This is a genomic window from Variovorax sp., from assembly GCF_965279555.1.
Lineage (GTDB): Bacteria > Pseudomonadota > Gammaproteobacteria > Burkholderiales > Burkholderiaceae_C > Variovorax.
This window is the reverse complement of record NZ_OZ257247.1, coordinates 4,415,874-4,431,764: the sequence shown is the minus strand read 5'-3', so window position 1 is coordinate 4,431,764 and position 15,891 is coordinate 4,415,874. Positions and strand designations below refer to the sequence as shown.

At 69.0% G+C, this 15,891-nt stretch carries 14 protein-coding genes and 1 pseudogene; 5 read left to right on the top strand and 10 right to left on the bottom strand.

Annotation, left to right across the window (positions count from 1 at the left end):
* The 6 genes and pseudogenes from ACQY8B_RS20845 to ACQY8B_RS20820 all read right to left on the bottom strand — a co-directional run.
* Complete coding sequence (locus tag ACQY8B_RS20845; RefSeq protein WP_422088451.1) at window positions 1-750, bottom strand: DUF3348 domain-containing protein; 750 nt, start codon at window positions 748-750, stop codon at window positions 1-3.
* 87 nt (window positions 751-837) lie between these two features.
* Window positions 838-1,695, bottom strand: a complete 858-nt coding sequence (gene nadE / locus ACQY8B_RS20840) for an ammonia-dependent NAD(+) synthetase (RefSeq protein WP_422088450.1) — start codon at window positions 1,693-1,695, stop codon at window positions 838-840.
* A 25-nt stretch (window positions 1,696-1,720) separates the two neighbouring features.
* On the bottom strand, window positions 1,721-2,890 hold the full coding sequence (locus tag ACQY8B_RS20835; RefSeq protein ID WP_422088449.1) for a phospholipase A: 1,170 nt from the start codon (window positions 2,888-2,890) through the stop codon (window positions 1,721-1,723).
* Window positions 2,887-3,366, bottom strand: coding sequence for a hypothetical protein (locus tag ACQY8B_RS20830; protein WP_422088448.1), 480 nt, complete (start codon window positions 3,364-3,366; stop codon window positions 2,887-2,889). The genes ACQY8B_RS20835 and ACQY8B_RS20830 overlap by 4 nt, the downstream gene beginning before the upstream one ends.
* A complete protein-coding gene (locus tag ACQY8B_RS20825; RefSeq protein WP_428745032.1) occupies window positions 3,363-4,607 on the bottom strand; it encodes a 3'-5' exonuclease in 1,245 nt (414 codons plus the stop codon). Before ACQY8B_RS20825 ends, ACQY8B_RS20830 begins: the two co-directional genes overlap by 4 nt.
* A gap of 132 nt (window positions 4,608-4,739) precedes the next feature.
* Window positions 4,740-5,419: pseudogene (locus ACQY8B_RS20820) on the bottom strand (ATP-dependent helicase); the annotation flags it as partial.
* A 157-nt stretch (window positions 5,420-5,576) separates the two neighbouring features.
* Between ACQY8B_RS20820 and ACQY8B_RS20815 the strand changes: the two are divergent.
* On the top strand, window positions 5,577-6,599 hold the full coding sequence (locus ACQY8B_RS20815) for an AEC family transporter (RefSeq protein ID WP_422088446.1): 1,023 nt from the start codon (window positions 5,577-5,579) through the stop codon (window positions 6,597-6,599).
* A gap of 19 nt (window positions 6,600-6,618) precedes the next feature.
* On the opposite strand, the gene ACQY8B_RS20810 is transcribed toward ACQY8B_RS20815, so the two are convergent.
* Window positions 6,619-7,311, bottom strand: a complete 693-nt coding sequence (locus tag ACQY8B_RS20810) for a hypothetical protein (RefSeq protein WP_422088445.1) — start codon at window positions 7,309-7,311, stop codon at window positions 6,619-6,621.
* Window positions 7,312-7,582: 271 nt separating this feature from the next.
* On the opposite strand from ACQY8B_RS20810, the gene ACQY8B_RS20805 reads away from it, so the two are divergent.
* A complete protein-coding gene (locus ACQY8B_RS20805; protein WP_081268301.1) occupies window positions 7,583-7,792 on the top strand; it encodes a hypothetical protein in 210 nt (69 codons plus the stop codon).
* Between the two features lie 17 nt (window positions 7,793-7,809).
* Here the strand turns inward: ACQY8B_RS20805 and ACQY8B_RS20800 are convergent, their stop codons facing one another.
* From ACQY8B_RS20800 to hemE, 3 genes are all read right to left on the bottom strand, one after another.
* Window positions 7,810-8,697, bottom strand: a complete 888-nt coding sequence (locus ACQY8B_RS20800; protein ID WP_422089086.1) for a hypothetical protein — start codon at window positions 8,695-8,697, stop codon at window positions 7,810-7,812.
* A gap of 76 nt (window positions 8,698-8,773) precedes the next feature.
* A complete protein-coding gene (locus ACQY8B_RS20795; protein ID WP_422088444.1) occupies window positions 8,774-10,849 on the bottom strand; it encodes a primosomal protein N' in 2,076 nt (691 codons plus the stop codon).
* Window positions 10,850-11,329: 480 nt separating this feature from the next.
* The gene (gene hemE, locus ACQY8B_RS20790; RefSeq protein ID WP_422088443.1) at window positions 11,330-12,439 is read right to left on the bottom strand and encodes a uroporphyrinogen decarboxylase; all 1,110 of its coding nucleotides are present in this window, start codon (window positions 12,437-12,439) and stop codon (window positions 11,330-11,332) included.
* A gap of 126 nt (window positions 12,440-12,565) precedes the next feature.
* Between hemE and ACQY8B_RS20785 the strand changes: the two genes are divergently transcribed.
* The 3 genes from ACQY8B_RS20785 (at window position 12,566) to ACQY8B_RS20775 (ending at window position 15,879) form a co-directional block, all read left to right on the top strand.
* Entirely contained in the window at window positions 12,566-14,185 is a 1,620-nt protein-coding gene (locus ACQY8B_RS20785; protein WP_422088442.1) for a GMC family oxidoreductase, read from the top strand.
* A gap of 70 nt (window positions 14,186-14,255) precedes the next feature.
* Window positions 14,256-15,065 carry an SDR family NAD(P)-dependent oxidoreductase gene (locus tag ACQY8B_RS20780; RefSeq protein ID WP_422088441.1) on the top strand — a complete coding sequence of 270 codons (810 nt, stop codon included), beginning with the start codon at window positions 14,256-14,258 and terminating at the stop codon, window positions 15,063-15,065.
* A gap of 10 nt (window positions 15,066-15,075) precedes the next feature.
* Entirely contained in the window at window positions 15,076-15,879 is an 804-nt protein-coding gene (locus ACQY8B_RS20775; protein ID WP_422088440.1) for a MoaF C-terminal domain-containing protein, read from the top strand.
* Window positions 15,880-15,891: the final 12 nt, after the last annotated feature.

The window sequence follows — 15,891 nt, the reverse complement described above, 5'->3', positions numbered from 1 at the left end:
TCAGCCTGGTTGCTTCATGCGAAGGGCTTCGAGCAGCCCTTCGACCGGTTGAAATCGAAAGTCCAGTTCGGCGAGCAGCACGTCCTGGAGGTCTTTGTGGAACACGTCCTGCCACGCGGGCGCGGGGCGGGTTCCGCTGCCGGATGGTTGGTCCGGCGTTGTCTGATCGGCTGCCTGTTCGGTTGCCTGATCGGCCTGGGCCTCTCGCGCCGCCTGCCGCAGGCGCTTGAAGCGCTTCTCCAGCAGCGCGGGCACGCCTGATAGCAGGCTGCGTTCCTGTGCCGCCAGCACCTGCTCCATCACCACGTCCACCGCCGCCAGCCTGGCCATGGCCTGCGAACGGCCTGCCAGCGTGGTCCGCAGGCGGCTGCGCAGCGGGCCGATGCCGGCTTCCATCGCCTGTTGCCGGGCCAGGTAGCGCTGGCGCAGCGGGGCGAAGTCGGCTGTGGTGTCGGCGGGGTCTCCGCGCCCAGCCGCGCCGTCGGAGGCGATGGCCTTGGTCAGCGCCGCGCGCACGCGGGCGCACTCGGCTTCCTCGGCGCTGGAGGAGGCTTTTGCTCTGGAGAGAGAACTCGCCGGACCGGCGTTCAACGCTGCGGACAGCGAGATGTCGTCGGTCCAGCCGAACCACTGGCTCAGCCGCTCCGCGGTGGTCTGCCGGGGTTGCCCGACATCGCTGTCGGTCAGCCCGGAAAGCAAGCGCACGAGCGGCGAACCGGTGAAACCTGTGCGCCGTGACGCTTGCACCATTACCGTCAAATCGAAAAACCTAGCAGTCTACACCGGGCCCCTCCGGGCCCCTGTACGAGCGGCCCGGCCACAGAGTGGTCGCCAGCTTCAGCCGAGCGCGGCGGGGGCCGGCGGCTCGACGGGCAGGGCGCGCTTGTGTGCGCTCTTGCGGTGCGTGGACAGGATGATCGCGCGCGCCTCGGCCGACACCGGCTTGCCTTCGAGGAAATCGTCGATCTGCTCGTAGGTCACGCCGAAGGCGTCCTCGTCGGGCTTGCCGGGCACCAGCGATTCGAGGTCGGCCGTGGGCACCTTGTAGACCAGCGAATCGGGCGCGCCCAGCAGCTGCGCCACCGCGCGCACCCGGCGCTTGTTCAGGCCGGTGAGCGGCGTGATGTCGGCCGCGCCGTCGCCGAACTTGGTGAAGAAGCCCATCAGCGCTTCGGCCGCGTGGTCGGTGCCGATGACGATGCCGTCGTGCGCGCCGGCCACCGCGAACTGCGCCACCATGCGCTCGCGCGCCTTGATGTTGCCGAGCACGAAGTCTTCATGCGCCGCGTCGCGGAAGCTCAGGTCACCGGCCTTCAGCGCGGCGAGCATGCCGTCGGCGGCGGGGCGGATGTCGACTGTGATGGTGCGGTCAGGCCGGATGACGGCGAGCGAGGCCTGCGCCTCGGCTTCGTCTTTCTGCACGCCGTAGGGCAGGCGCATGGCGATGAAGGTGGCGTCGTAGCCGGCGGCGCGCAGCTTTTCGACGGCGCGCTGCGCGAGGCAGCCGGCGGTCAGCGAATCGACGCCGCCGCTGATGCCCAGCACCAGCGTCTTCAGGCCGGTCTGCTTCAGGTAGCTTGCGAGAAAGTCGACGCGTTGTTCCAGCTCGCGGGCGGCGTCGAAGACGGGCGCGACATGCAGCGCCGCGATGATCTCGCGCTGCGTGGCGTCGACGGGGGTGAGGTCTGCGCTCATTGGTTTTGTCTGCGTATGAAAGAGGTCAGAAATCCACAAGACTGAGGCCGATGCTGAGCACCGTGCGCTTGCGGTTGTAGTCCACCAGCGTGTCGCCATAGCCCGAGAACAGCTGCGTGTGGAAGCGCAGGTTGCTCTTGGTCGGGTCGCCGATGGCCTTGAGCCACTCGAGGCGGATCGAGCCGCGGCCGCTGTCGCGCAGGTTGTTGCGCACGGTCACCGCCAACTGGTTGTCGCGGTTGAGGTTCCAGCGGCCGGTGACTTCGGCACGGCCGATGTAGTCGGCGATGTCGGGGTTGTCGTCCTTGGCGGCGCTCTCGGCAATGCGCTTCCAGATGCGCCCGGTGATGGTGAAGCGGTCGTCCAGTTCGGCGCCGCCCATCAGGTAGACGCGGTTCCAGCTGCGCGACAGCGGCAGGCTCTGGCCGTTCGACTGGTGCACGATGCCCAGGCCCGAATAGCGCCAGCGCCAGCCGCCGGGCAGCTTGAAGTCGGTCGGGTAGACATACATCAGCTCGGGTTCGTGGTCGGTGGTGCGAAACGGGCGCGAGATGGCGCCGTTGAACAACTGCCAGGTCGACTGCTGCGTGTAGGCGAACCACAGCGAGTCTTTCTTCACCGGGTCGCCCTGCGTGAGCAGCCCCTGCGCGAGCTTGGTGCGCACCGACAGGCCGATGCGCATCTCGTTGGCCTGGTAGGCGACGGGCTGGCCGGTGTGGTTGGGCGAAGGCGAGGTGGGCGTCTGCGGCTTGTTGGTGGCGGCCGAGACCGACACGTTGAGCGGACGGTAGCCGCGAAAGCCGAAGGTGCCGCAGTCGGTGGCGTTCTCCAGCTCCCAGAAGCGCGACAGCGCCGAGTACTGGCGGTCGCGGCAGCCTTCGGTGGTGGCGACCGAGACCACGCGCGTGGCCGGGATCGTGCCGTCCACCGGCGGCTGCGTGCTCGCGAGCACCGGCGGCGCCACGGGCACCGACACCGAAGGCAGCGTCTGCTGCTGCGCCCAGCGGTCGAAGCAGGCCAGCCGCGCCTCGTTGTTGGCGCCCAGCGCGGTGCACTGCTGCCACGTGAGCTGCGCATCGGCCAGCGGGCTCGCGGGCTTGTCGACGGCCTGCGCCTGCGCGCCGGCGGCACCGCCCAGGCAGGCGGCCAGCGCGGCCAGCGCGCGCAGCCGGGTGTGGGGTCGTTTCGTCGTCATGGCTTTCTTTCCTCCGGGGCGGCGGTCTTGCTGAGCACGAATGGGTGCGTGCTTTCGTCCGTGGCGTCGCGCCACGTTCCTCTGAATTCGCGGCCGCAGGAGCCCTTCTGCAGCTTGCCGGACCAGACGCCGCTGATGGCGCGGCCGTCCAGCGATTCGTCGATGGAAAGCGCGCCCTCGTCGTCCACGTCGCCGGCCAGTTGCGCGACGCGCGCCCTGTCGGGGCCTGCGCCGTTGCGCGTGATGGTGCCGCGCACGCCGTCGTAGTCGGGGTGCTTGCCCAGTTGCACCACGGCCACCGCGGGAAGGCCGTCGAAGCGTGCTTCCCAGCGGCCGTAGAGCGACTGCAGCGGCAGGTCGCGCGCGTCGGCGGGGCAGTCGGGGTTGCCGCGCCCGATGGCGCAGCCCGACAGAGCGAGCACGGCGCACGCCAGCAGCACGGCCGGCATCGCGGTCTTGAGTTTCGTCGTCTTCATGATGATGAGGCTGCGGCCGCCTTGGCCGCGCTGTCCTGTGCCTTGCGCGCGAACTCGGCGCGCAGCGCCTTGAGCTTTTCGCGCGGGTCTTCCCGGATGGTTTCCTTGTCGAGGCCCATCTCGGCGATGAAGCGGCTGGGCACGCAGGGCACCATCTCGCGGCCCTGCTTGCGCTTCTTGGTCCAGCTCACCGCCAGGCTGCGCTGCGCGCGCGTGATGCCCACGTACATCAGGCGGCGCTCTTCCTGCAGCCTCTGCAGCGTGTCTTCGCTGACCTTCTGCTGGCGGCCGTTGTCGTCGTCGAGCTTGAAGGGCAAGAGGCCCTCGCTCACGCCGATCAGCATCACGTGCGGCCACTCGAGGCCCTTGGAGGCGTGCAGCGTCGAGAGCGTGACCACGTCCTGGTCCTGCTGGCGCTCGCTGATGGTGGAGAGCAGCGAGATGGTCTGCGCCACCTCGAGCAGGCTCTTGCGTTCGGTCTCGATGGTGTTGTCGGCGCCCGAGGTGTCGTCGATGGTGCCGCCTGCGCGCTGCGACATCCAGTCGACGAACTCCAGCACGTTGGTCCAGCGCGAGGCCGCGGCCGATTCGCTGTCCTCGCCGTCGTAGAGGTGCTTCTCGTAGTCGATCTCCTTCAGCCAGTCGAGCATGAAGGTGCGCGAGTCTTCCGCGCCCATGGTGCGGCGCGCGCGGTATTCCAGGTCGTTGATGTAGCGGCCGAACTCGTGGATGCCCTCCAGCGTGCGCTTGGGCATCACGCTTGGCAGCGACGGGCTGAACAGCGCCTCGAAAAGGCTCAGCTTGTACTGGCTGGCGAAGGTGCCCAGGCTCGCGAGCGTGGTGTGGCCGATGCCGCGCTTGGGCGTGGTGATGGCGCGCAGGAACGCCGGGTCGTCGTCGTTGTTGACCCACAGGCGGAACCAGCCGCACAGGTCCTTGATCTCGGCGCGGTCGAAGAAGCTCTGGCCGCCCGACACCTTGTACGGAATCTGCGCCTTGCGCAGCGCCTGCTCGAACACGCGCGCCTGGTGGTTTGCGCGGTACAGGATGGCGAAGTCGCGGTACTCCTTGTACTGCTTGCCCTGCGTGGTGGCGTCGCCCGCGCGCAGGCTGACGATGCGCGCCACGGCGCGCTCGGCCTCGTGCTGCTCGCTGTCGGCGTCGACGATGCGCACCGGCTCGCCTTCGCCGAGTTCGGAGAACAGCGTCTTGGGAAACAGCTTGGGGTTGGGGCCGATCACGTTGTTGGCCGCGCGCAGGATGGCGCTGGTGGAGCGGTAGTTCTGCTCCAGCTTGATGACCTTGAGCGTCGGGTAGTCGACCGGCAGCTTGCGCAGGTTGTCCAGCGTGGCGCCGCGCCAGCCGTAGATCGACTGGTCGTCGTCGCCCACCGCGGTGAAGTGGCCCCGCTCGCCGGCCAGGGCCTTGAGCACTTCGTACTGGGTGGCGTTGGTGTCCTGGTATTCGTCCACCAGGATGTGGCCGAGCGCGGCCTGCCACTTGGCGCGCACCTCGGGGAATTCATACAGCAGCTTCAGCGGCATGCCGATCAGGTCGTCGAAGTCGACGCTCTGGTAGGCTGCAGCCGCTCTTCGTAGCGGGCCATGATGCGCGCGGTGATGCGCTCGTTGTCGTCCACCGCGGCGGCCTCCGCCTGCGCGGCGTTCAGGCCCATGTTCTTCCACTTGCTGATGGTCCACTGCCAGATGCGCGCGGTGGCGATGTCGGTGGTGCCGCCGGCGTCCTTCAGGATCTTGGTGACGTCGTCGGAGTCCAGGATGCTGAAGGCCTTCTTCAGGCCCAGCACCGCGCCGTCCTCGCGCATCATGCGCACGCCCAGCGCGTGGAAGGTGCAGACCACGACCTTGCGCGCGTCCTTGCCGATCAGGTCCTTGGCGCGCTCGCGCATTTCCGCGGCCGCCTTGTTGGTGAAGGTGATGGCCGCGATCCGCTGGGGCTCCAGCCCCGACTGGATCAGGCGTCCGATCTTGTGAGTGATCACCCGCGTCTTGCCCGAGCCTGCGCCGGCGAGCACCAGGCAGGGACCGTACATGTAGTTGACCGCTTCGAGTTGCGCGGGATTGAGTCCGTGAGACATTGAGGAGAGAAAAAGCCGGAAAACGCCCTGGGGAAGGGCGTGCGCAAAGCGGGCAATGATACGGGGACGGCCTTTCCCGGGGTTGTAGGCCGGCGCCCCCGACAATGGGCCTGTGCTGCCTGTATTTCTTGTTACTTTCCCTTTCTTCGCGTTAATCGCCGCCGGCTACGGCGCCGCGCGCGCCCGCATCCTGCCGCTGGACGCGATTCCCGGCCTGAACGCCTTCGTGCTGTATTTCGCGCTGCCCTGCATGCTGCTGCGCTTCGGCGCGGGCACGCCGATCGGGCAACTGCTGGACGGCAGCGTGGCGCTGGTTTGGGGCCTTGGGGCGCTGGCCGTGGTGGCGGGCGTGGTGATCTTCACGCGCAACGCCCGCGTCGGCTGGAACGACGGTGCATTCGGCGCGCTGGTGGCGGCATTCCCGAACACCGGCTTCATGGGCGTGCCGCTGCTGGTGGCGATCCTGGGGGCGCAGGCGGCGGGGCCGATGATCATCGCGATCGCGTTCGACATGGTCGTCACCTCGTCGCTGTGCATCGGGCTGTCGCGGCTCGACGGGTTGGGGGCGGGCGCGGCCGGCGGCGGCGCGGCGCAGGCCGCGCGCAAGGCGCTGCGCGGCATCCTGGTCAACCCGATGCCCTGGTCGATCCTGCTGGGCGTGCTGCTGTCGGCAGCGCGCTGGCAACTGCCGGGGCCGCTGGAGCGCACAGTGGCGATGCTGGCCGATGCCGCGTCTCCGGTGGCGCTGTTCACCATCGGCGCGGTGCTGGCCCGCTCGGCGCTGCTGGCGCGCGAGCACGACGCCAGCGCGGCGGTGGCCGAGGCGCTGGGCACCGGCGTGCACCCCGCGCCGAAGGCGCCGTGGGGCGATGTGCTGCCCGTGGTGGTCGTGAAACTGCTGGTGCACCCGCTGCTGATCTGGGGGCTGGGGCTGGGCGCCATCGCGCAGGGGCTGCCGCTCGCGCCCGCCGCGCTGGTGGTGATGGTGCTGGTGGCGTCATTGCCGAGCGCAAGCAATGTGTCGATGCTGGCCGAGCGCTTCGGCGCCGACAACGGCCGCATCGCCCGCATCATCCTGTGGACGACGGTGGTGGCGTTCTTCAGCTTTCCGCTGGCGGTCGGCCTGCTGCACTGAGCCGTCGGGGTGGCGATGGCTACGGCGTCAGCACGCCGAGCTTGTAGGGGTCGGCATCGGGCAGGCGCTCGCACTTCGAGAAGTCGCGGCCCTGCGTGCCGTCGCAGTAATAGGTGTTGTAGATGCGGCCGAACAGCGACGGGCTGGCCGTGAAGAGCACGCCGTGCTCGGGCTGCCAGTTGTCCTTGGGAGGCGGTACGTTGGCCTCCACCGGCGCGGCCGGTGCCTCGGCAGTAGTCGTCGCTGCTGTCGTGGTCACGACGGCGGCCGTGACGGGGGTGGGGGCGGGCGTGAAGTCGGCCAGGGTCTTGTGGGCCTCGTCGCCGCGCCAGCGCACCGCGAGTTCGGCCGCCGTGGGCCGCACCGCCACCGGCAGCATGATGCCGTTGACCTGCAGGCCGTAGCCGAAACGGTGTGTCTTGCCCGCCAGGAAGGCGTAGGCGCAGGCTGCCATGCACTGGCCCCGCACCTCGGTCTGCACGCCGCTGGCGCGGATGGCGTCGGCAAAGGCGCCGGCCGCCTCGGCGGTGCCGCCGAACGAGTCTTCGAAGACCACCGTGCGGACCGTGCCGCTGCCCAGGCGTTCGTTGAATTCCTTGATTGCGCTGCCGTCGAGCGTGCCCGACACCACCAGCCGGTTGCCCTGCAATTCCAGTTCGGCAGCGGATGCCGTGGATGCGCCGACGGCGCAGGCGAGGGACGCCAGGGACAAAACCCAACCAGAGACAGATGGCGGTTTCACGTCGACCCCCTTGCAATGAGCGAGCAAATTTTGAACGCGTATTCCGCGCGGAGTTCGCGCGTTTACTCTGTAACAGCTTGAGCAGCGGCACGGCTTCCCGTCAATATCTTTTTCACAAATTTTCGGGTAAGCCAGGGGGTGGCCGTAAGGCATAGCGGCGTCTACTGCTTCAGTTGAATGCTTGAGTTTGCAAAACGGCTGCTACAGTGGTTGCAAGTCAAAGATGTGAATGGGGCGCGCTATGGCAATACTGGTTCGCATCCTGTTGTGGTTCGTCTGGCTCGCCAGCGTCGGCTGGTTCTGGCATGCCGGCAAGTTCGGCACGGCCACCGCCATCGCCCTCGCCGCGCTGAGCCTGGTGGTGTTCGCCTGGCCCGTGAGCATCGCGCGGCGCCGGCACGACGAACTGCGCTACGTCGACATGGGCAAGGAGCCCACTGGCTACCACTGAAAATCGCGGTTTCTGGTTCAGGACGCCGCGCGCAGGCGTTCGAACTCGCGGCGCTTCATTGCCAGGTAGTCGTCGCGGTCCATTTCGTGCAGCTGCTGAGCGTATTGCTCGGTCGCGTCGAACCATGCGCCCAGGCGCTGTTCGAGCTGCGTCGGCGCCGGGGCGTCCAGGTAGCTGTCGATCGCCAGGTAGTAGCGCATGGTGTTGCGCTCCACCACGCCGCGCACGCCGCCGATGTAGGCGCCGCCCTGGCCCTGCTTCGTGAAGCCCACCTTGTCGCTGCCCAGCGTGGCCAGGTAGCTCTTCATCGCAAAGCGCGCTGCGGTGCCGTAGGCATAGGCGTAGCTCAGGTGGATGGCGGTCTTGCCGTTGTCGGCCGGCGCGGCCTCCAGAACGATGCTGTAGTCGTGCGTGGAAAGCGGGCCTTCGGCGGCGCTCAGGCGCACGTTCATGTAGCCGGCGTCGGTCTTGGCGAGGCTGTAGTCGAAGTCGATCTTCTGTGTGTCCGACAGCGGCTGGTCGAACTTGCGTCCGACGGCCAGCTCGAGCTGGCTGCCCCCGTTCTTCACGGCGCAGCTCTTGGTGTTGAGGTGCAGCATCAGCACCTGGCACCACGCGGCGGGCGTGCGCAGCGAGCCGCTCACGCTGTTGAAGGGATGGTCGACCAGCGCATAGACGTCGCCGCTCAGCCGGTCGGAAGCCTCGTTCGATTCGATGGCCAGCGGGCGCTTGAAGGCGTTGCGCGCCAGTTGCGGCGCCAGCGCCTGCAGCTTGCCGCGCAAGGCGCTCGCGTCGCCGGTCGGCGCGGCCGTTTGCGCTGGAACCATTGCGGGAGCCAGCGACAGTGCCGCCGCCAGCAGCACGGGCAGCAGCGGAAGGCGGCGGGCCGTGTTCGTCATGTTCATGATCCAGTGGGCGGAATGGGTGTTCATGACAGGCACCTTGGCGGCGCGAGCCGGCCGGCCTTGCAGGACAAATCGCTCAGATGCTGTGCGGATCCACGTCGACCAGCCAGCGGATCACGCCTTTTCCCTCGGGCGTGCGGCGCAGTTCGTGCAGCAGCGGCTGCCAGGCCGCCAACAGCTTCTGCAGCGCCGCGCGCGAGGGGCTCTCGATCAGCATCTGCGCGCGTTCCACGTTGGCCACGCGCTGGATCGTGAGCGGCACCGCCGGATAGCGCGTGACCAGGTCCGCGCCCGGCAGCGCCTCGGCCTGCTCGGCGGCGATGTTCAGGAAGGCCTGCGCGACCGACTGCTCGCGCGCATCGGCCCGCAGCAGTGCCTGGAACGCGAACGGCGGCATGCCGGCGGCGCGGCGCTCGTCGAGCTGCTGCTGGGCGAACACCGCGTAGTCGTGCCTGCGCAGCGCCATGAACAGCGGGTGATGCGCATGGTGCGTCTGGATCCACATCTCGGCCGTCGCGCCCTGCGCGGCGAGGTAGGCGGCGTCGCGGCCCGCGCGGCCGGCCGACTGCATCAGCAGGCTGAACAGCCGCTCGGGGGCGCGGAAGTCGCTGGAGAACAGCGCGCCGTCGGGGTTTACCGCGGCCACCAGCGTGATGCGGCGGAAGTCGTGGCCCTTGGCGATCATCTGCGTGCCGACCAGCACGTCGACCTCGCCCGCGTGCACGGCCGCGAGCTGCGACTCGAGCGCGCCCTGTTTCTTCGTGCTGTCGGCGTCGATGCGCGCAATGCGCACCGCGCTGCCATCGGGGTGCTTCACGGCCGAGAACAGCTCGGCCAGGTGCTCTTCGAGCCGCTCGGTGCCGCGGCCCACGGGCGCGATGTCGGGGTTGCCGCAGGCCGGGCAGGCGCGCGGCACGCGTTCGGTGAAGCCGCAGTGGTGGCAGCGCAGCGTGCGGTCGATCTTGTGGAACACCCGGTAGGCGCTGCAGTGCGGGCATTCGCTCTTCCAGCCGCAGTCGCCGCAGGCCAGCACCGGCGCATAGCCGCGCCGGTTCAGGAAGATCATGCTCTGCTCGCCGCGCGCGATGCGCTGGCCGATGGCGTCGAGCAGCGCGCCCGAAATCACCGTTTTCGGCGGCTGCAGGTTCATGTCGACCAGCCGCACCGCGGGCAGCTCGCCGGCGCCGATGCGCGAGGGCATGGCCAGCCGCACATAGCGCCCGCCCGGGTCGTCGCCCTCGGCGGGGCGGCTCTGGTGCCAGCTCTCGAAGGATGGCGTGGCCGAGCCGAGGATCACCTTCGCGCCTTCGCGCTGGCCGCGCCACACCGCGAGGTCGCGCGCCGAGTAGCGCGCGCCTTCCTGCTGCTTGTAGCTGGGGTCGTGTTCCTCGTCGACCACGATCAGCTTGAGCCCCGGAATCGACGCGAACACCGCCATGCGCGTGCCCAGCACGATGCGCGCCGCGCCGCTGTGCGCCGCCAGCCAGCTCGCCAGCCGCTGCGGGTTGGTCATGCCGCTGTGCAGCGACACCACCGCCTCTTCGCCGAAGCGGGCCTTGAAGCGGGCTTCGAGCTGCGGCGTGAGGTTGATCTCGGGCACCATCACCAGCGCCTGTGCTTCGGGCTCGCGCGCCAGCAGGTCGGCCACGCAGCGCAGGTAGACCTCGGTCTTGCCGCTGCCGGTGCTGCCGACCAGCAGGAAGGTGCCGCTCGCGGCCTCGATGCGCTCGAGCGCGGCGGTCTGCTCGGCGCTCAGCGCGATCAGGTTCGCCGATTCGGCCGTCTCGGCCACCGGCCCGGCCGTGGCCTTGCGCTTGAGCCGGCGCGCCAGCTGCGTCGTCGTCAGGTCGCGCAGCTGCGGCGGCAGCGCGGCCAGCGCGATCTCGCCGATCGAGCGCTGGTAGTAGCGCGCTGCAAAGGCCACGAGGTCGCGCCAGGCCTCGCCCAGCGGCGCCAGCGCGTCGAGCGCCGCGCCCACGGGCTTGAGCGCCATGTCGGGCTCGGCGCCTTCCAGCGAGACCGGCTCGTTCCAGACCACGCCCAGCACCTCGCGCTTGCCCAGCGGCACGCGCACCAGCGTGCCGGGCGGCATCGGCTCGGCGCTGGCGTAGCTCAGCAGGTCGCCCAGCGCGGCATGCGCGGGCGTCTGCACCGCGACGTCGAGCCGCCAGGGCAGGGCCGGGGGGCTACCGTTCGTCGGTTGGCTTGTCCCGTCGAGGGGGAGGGCGGCGGTGGCGATTGGGGTTCCTTCTTGGCAAGGTTTGTTAATGCGGCTTTGAGCAAATCCGCTTAAGTCGTTGATTTTTCTGGGCTTTGGGGGCCATCCAGAGTTTCTGTGGATAACTTTGTTGACAAGCGGGCTCGTTACGTCGGCGAGCCTTGCAAATCAAGGCTCTCGCTGGATTGCCCGGAAAAAAAGCAAAAATCAAATCCTATATAAATCAACGACTTAGCGTCGCTATCGCTTTGGGAGCAAACAAGGTGCGCCCCCTGCCAATCTTGCGCAGTGCAGCACGGGTTTTGTGCATAAGTCAGGCCCATATGCCATTTTTGCGCTTGACAAACGGCTGCGGACCGACTTTTCGGGTGCCGGGCGTCTGCACCGGCACGCGCCCGGTTGATAACTGCCTTGTTAACCGCGCATGGCGCGCGAGTGGGCATGCACTGCCTTCACCAGCGCCGCCACATGCTCCGGCGGCGTGAACTGGCTGATGCCGTGGCCCAGGTTGAAGATGTGCGTCGGGCCCTGGACGGTGCGGTCGGCGTGGGGCTTGCCGAAGGCATCCAGCACCTTCGCCACTTCGGCTTCGATTTGCGCGGGCGGAGCGAACAGCACGTTCGGGTCGATGTTGCCCTGCAGCGCCTTGGCCTTGCCGTCCGTGCCCTCGGCGACCTGCTTTCGGGCTGTTGCCAGGTTCACGGTCCAGTCCACGCCCAGCACCTGGCAGTCGAGTTCGCGCATGGCGTCCAGCCACAGCCCGCCGCCCTTGGTGAACACGATGCGCGGCACCGGCTGTCCATCGGCGCCGTTGCGCTTCAGGCCGGCCAGCACGCGGGCCGTGTAGGCAAGGCTGAATTCCTGGAACGCGCCGTCGGCCAGCACGCCGCCCCAGCTGTCGAACACCATCACGGCCTGCGCGCCGGCGTCGATCTGGGCGTTGAGGTAGGCGGCCACCGAATCGGCATTGACCGCGAGGATGCGGTGCATCAGGTCGGGGCGGCTGTACAGCATGCTCTTCACGAGGCGGTAGTCGCTGGAGCCCGCGCCTTCCACCATGTAGCAGGCCAGCGTCCACGGGCTGCCCGAGAAGCCGATCAGCGGCACTCGGCCATCGAGCGCCTTGCGGATCGAGCCCACGGCGTCGAACACGTAGCGCAGCTTTTCCATGTCGGGCACTTCGAGCGCGGCCACCGCCGCTTCGTCGCGCACCGGGCGCGCGAAGCGCGGGCCTTCGCCGGCCTCGAAGGACAGGCCCAGGCCCATGGCGTCGGGCACCGTCAGGATGTCGGAGAAAAGAATGGCCGCGTCGAGTTCATAGCGCGCAAGCGGCTGCAGCGTGACCTCGGTGGCGTAGTCGGTGTTGGTGGCCAGCCCCATGAAGCTGCCCGCCTTTGCGCGGGTGGCCACGTATTCCGGCAGGTAGCGGCCGGCCTGGCGCATGAGCCAGACGGGTGTGTGATCGGTGGCCTGGCGCCAGCAGGCCCGCAGGAATGTGTCGTTTTGCAGTGGGGCGAAAGGCATTCCCCCATTGTCGCAGGCACCCCGGCATTGACCGACAGCGCATTTTGAGTTGCACCAACCCGCCCCGGTGATCCACGGCGCGCCGCAGCGCCGAGCATCCGGGCGGAACAACAACTCCGGACGAACATGGCGCAACAGGTTTTCGATTTCGTGGTGGTGGGAGCCGGCTCTGCAGGCTGCGTGCTGGCGCACCGGCTGGTGCTGGCGGGGCGCAGCGTGCTGCTGCTGGAGGCCGGCCCGCCCGACAACGACCGCTTCATCCACATGCCCGCCACCTTCGTGCGCGTGATCGGCACCGAGCGCACCTGGGCCTACGAGAGCGAGCCGCAACCCGCGGCCGGCGGCCGCAGGATGTTCGTGCCGCAGGGCCGCACGCTGGGCGGCGGCAGCTCGGTCAACGCCATGGTCTACATCCGGGGCACGCCGGCCGACTACGACGGCTGGCAGGCACAGGGCTGCGAAGGCTGGGGCTGGAGCGACGTGCTGCCGTGGTTCCGCAAGGCCGAGTCGAACGCGCGCTTCGCCTGCAGCCTGCACGGCACCCACGGGCCGCTGAAAGTGAGCGACACGCGCTTCCGGCACCCGCTGAGCCTGGCCTTCCTGCGCGCCGCGCAGCAAAGCGGCCTGGCCTACAACGACGACTTCAACGGCGCCGAGCAGGCCGGCGTGGGCTTCTACCAGACGACCACCTTCGAGGGCCGGCGCGCGAGCACCGCGGCCACCTACCTGGCTGCCGTGCGCGGCAACCCGAAGCTCACGGTGGTCACCGGCGCCCATGTGATGCGCGTGCTGACGCAGGACGGCGCCGCCACCGGCGTGGTCTACCGCACCGGCCCCGGCGGCCCCGGCGGCCCCGGCGGCACCGGCGAAGACATCGTGGCCACGGCAAGCCAGGAAGTGATCCTCTCGGCCGGTGCGCTGGCTTCGCCCAAGCTGCTGATGTTGTCTGGCATCGGCCCCGGCGCGCAGCTGCAGGCGCTCGGCATTCCCGTGGCGCGTGACCTTCCCGGCGTGGGCGAGAACTTCCAGGACCACCTGGAGGTGTCGGTCTACGGCCGCACGCGCGAGCCGATCAGCCTGCTGGGCAACGACCGCGGCCTGGCCGCGCTGAAGCATGGCCTGCAATGGACGCTCTTCAACACCGGCCTGCTGACTTCCAACGTGGTCGAGAGCGGCGGCTTCGTCGACACCACCGGCGAAGGCCGGCCTGACCTGCAGTTCCATGTGTTGCCGGTGCTGGTGGGCGACGTCGACCGCGAGCCGCTGGCCGGCCACGGCATTTCGATCAACCCCTGCTTTCTGCGGCCCAGGTCGCGCGGCAGCGTGCGGCTGCGCAGCGCCGACCCGATGGCGCCGATCCTGTTCGACGGCGGCTACCTGCAGGCGCCGGAAGACGTCGCCACGCTGGTGCGCGGCGTGAAGCTCGCGCGCAGCATCCTGCGCGCGCCGGCGCTGCGCGAGCTGGTGTCCGAAGAGCTCGCGCCATCCGCCGCCGAAGACCTGGCCGACGACGCCATCGAGGCCTACGTGCGCCAGCGCGCCAAGACCGTCTACCACCCGAGCGGCACCTGCCGCATGGGCCGCGATGAATTGGCCGTGGTCGATGCGCGCATGCGCGTGCACGGCGTGGCCAGGCTGCGCGTGTGCGACGCCTCGGTCATGCCATCGCTGGTCAGCGGCAACACCAACGCGCCCACCGTGATGCTGGCCGAGCGCTGCGCCGACTTCGCGCTGTCGGGCAATTAACTCTGCGCCTTCGGTCAATCGCCGATGCACGCCGAAACCTAGAGTCGATCCCGACAAGGAGACAGAACGAATGAGCTTCACGAAAGATTCCATGGCCGGCAAGGTCGCGTTCATCACGGGCGGCGGCACCGGCATCGGTGCGGCGGTCGCCGCGCAGTTCGCCGCGGCGGGCGGCCGTGTCGTGCTGATGGGGCGGCGCCTCGCGCAACTCGAAGCCGTCGCCTCGAAGCTCGATGGCCTCGCGGTGGCCGGCGACGCCGCCAGCACCGAAGACGTGCGCCGGGCACTGGCCCAGGCACGCGAGAAGTTCGGCCGTGTCGACGTGCTCGTCGCCAACGCGGGCGGCCACGGCGTGGGCGATGCGCTCTCCACCGACGACGCCTCGTGGGCGCTCTCGACGCGCCTGAACCTCGACACCGCCTTCGTCTGCTCACGCGAACTGCTGCCGGAGCTGATCGAGCGGCGCGGCAACATCGTCGTGCTGTCTTCCCTCGCAGGCCACTTCGCAGGACCGGGCGTGGTCGGCTACGTGACGATGAAGCATGCGCTCATCGGCCTGGTGCGTTCGCTGGCGCGCGACTACGGCCGCCAGGGCGTGCGCGTGAATGCCGTGTGCCCCGGCTGGGTGCGCACCGAGATGGCCGACGAACAGATGCAGGTGCTCGTCGACAAGTACCGCCTGGCCGATGCCGATGCGGCCTACGGCCTGGTCACGCGCGACGTGCCCATGGGCCGCGCCGCCAGCCCCGAGGACGTGGCGAATGCCGTGATGTTCCTCGCCTCGCCGCTGGCCGCGATGGTCACCGGCAGCTCGCTGATGGTCGATGGCGGCGCCTGCGCCGTGGACCTTCCCACCATCGCCTTCGCGCACGACGCCTGAGGAAGACGCCATGAGCACAGACACCACCACCAGTCCTGCCGACTGGAAGACCTACGACCAGTTCGCACTCGGCATCGCCACCAACCGCCTGCCGCCCACCGACGCGCTTGCGGGCCGGACGCTGGTGCTGGCCCTGCCCGAGTTCCGCCTGACGTTGAAGCCGCGCACGCAGCACACGATCGACTGGCAGGAAAAGGGCGCACGCGGCGGGCAGGCACAGGGCGACTGGTACGAGGCCATCGAGGTCGCGCCAGACACCTTCTTCCTCGACATCACGCAGGCCAGCCGGCCCACCGAGGCACTGACCGTGGTGCTCAACACGCGCACGCGCCGCGTGCTCGCCATCCGCTGCCGCATCGTCAGTGCCGAGGAAGCGGCGGGCCAGCCGCGCGTGCCGCAAGACTTCCGGGCCGGCACGCTCGAAGGCGGCGATGCCACCGGCCTTGTTCCGCACGCCACGCGCGACCTCATCGGCCTGCGCACCTGGCAGACCTACAGCCCCAACCACACCTACGAGCACACCTACCTGAGCTCGGAGCGCTACGCCTGGCAGTGCCTGGTCGGCGTGCAGCGCGGCCACGGCGACGTCGACCTGGCGAGCTACTGGAAGTTCGACGACGAGCAGTACGTCTTCACCTTCCGCGAGTTCCTGATTCCGGTGGCGTCGGTGTTCTTCTTCGACTTTGCGCGCGGCCGCTCGACCGGCAAGTTCCTCGGCGTCACCGGCGCCGGCGAAGTCGCCAACAACCCTGCGGGCGCCTTCATGCGCAAGGCCTCGCAGACCTTCTATCCACCCGAGTTCGGGCCGGTCTGATCTTTCCCTTTT

Bases quoted from the DNA above. Each gene is read 5' to 3' on its own strand.
- ACQY8B_RS20835 (WP_422088449.1), bottom strand. From the start codon at position 2,890: ATGACGACGAAACGACCCCACACCCGGCTGCGCGCGCTGGCCGCGCTG.
- ACQY8B_RS20775 (WP_422088440.1), top strand. From the start codon at position 15,076: ATGAGCACAGACACCACCACCAGTCCTGCCGACTGGAAGACCTACGAC.
- ACQY8B_RS20845 (WP_422088451.1), bottom strand. From the start codon at position 750: ATGGTGCAAGCGTCACGGCGCACAGGTTTCACCGGTTCGCCGCTCGTG.
- ACQY8B_RS20805 (WP_081268301.1), top strand. From the start codon at position 7,583: ATGGCAATACTGGTTCGCATCCTGTTGTGGTTCGTCTGGCTCGCCAGC.
- ACQY8B_RS20800 (WP_422089086.1), bottom strand. From the start codon at position 8,697: ATGAACATGACGAACACGGCCCGCCGCCTTCCGCTGCTGCCCGTGCTG.
- ACQY8B_RS20785 (WP_422088442.1), top strand. From the start codon at position 12,566: ATGGCGCAACAGGTTTTCGATTTCGTGGTGGTGGGAGCCGGCTCTGCA.
- ACQY8B_RS20830 (WP_422088448.1), bottom strand. From the start codon at position 3,366: ATGAAGACGACGAAACTCAAGACCGCGATGCCGGCCGTGCTGCTGGCG.
- hemE (WP_422088443.1), bottom strand. From the start codon at position 12,439: ATGCCTTTCGCCCCACTGCAAAACGACACATTCCTGCGGGCCTGCTGG.
- ACQY8B_RS20780 (WP_422088441.1), top strand. From the start codon at position 14,256: ATGAGCTTCACGAAAGATTCCATGGCCGGCAAGGTCGCGTTCATCACG.
- nadE (WP_422088450.1), bottom strand. From the start codon at position 1,695: ATGAGCGCAGACCTCACCCCCGTCGACGCCACGCAGCGCGAGATCATC.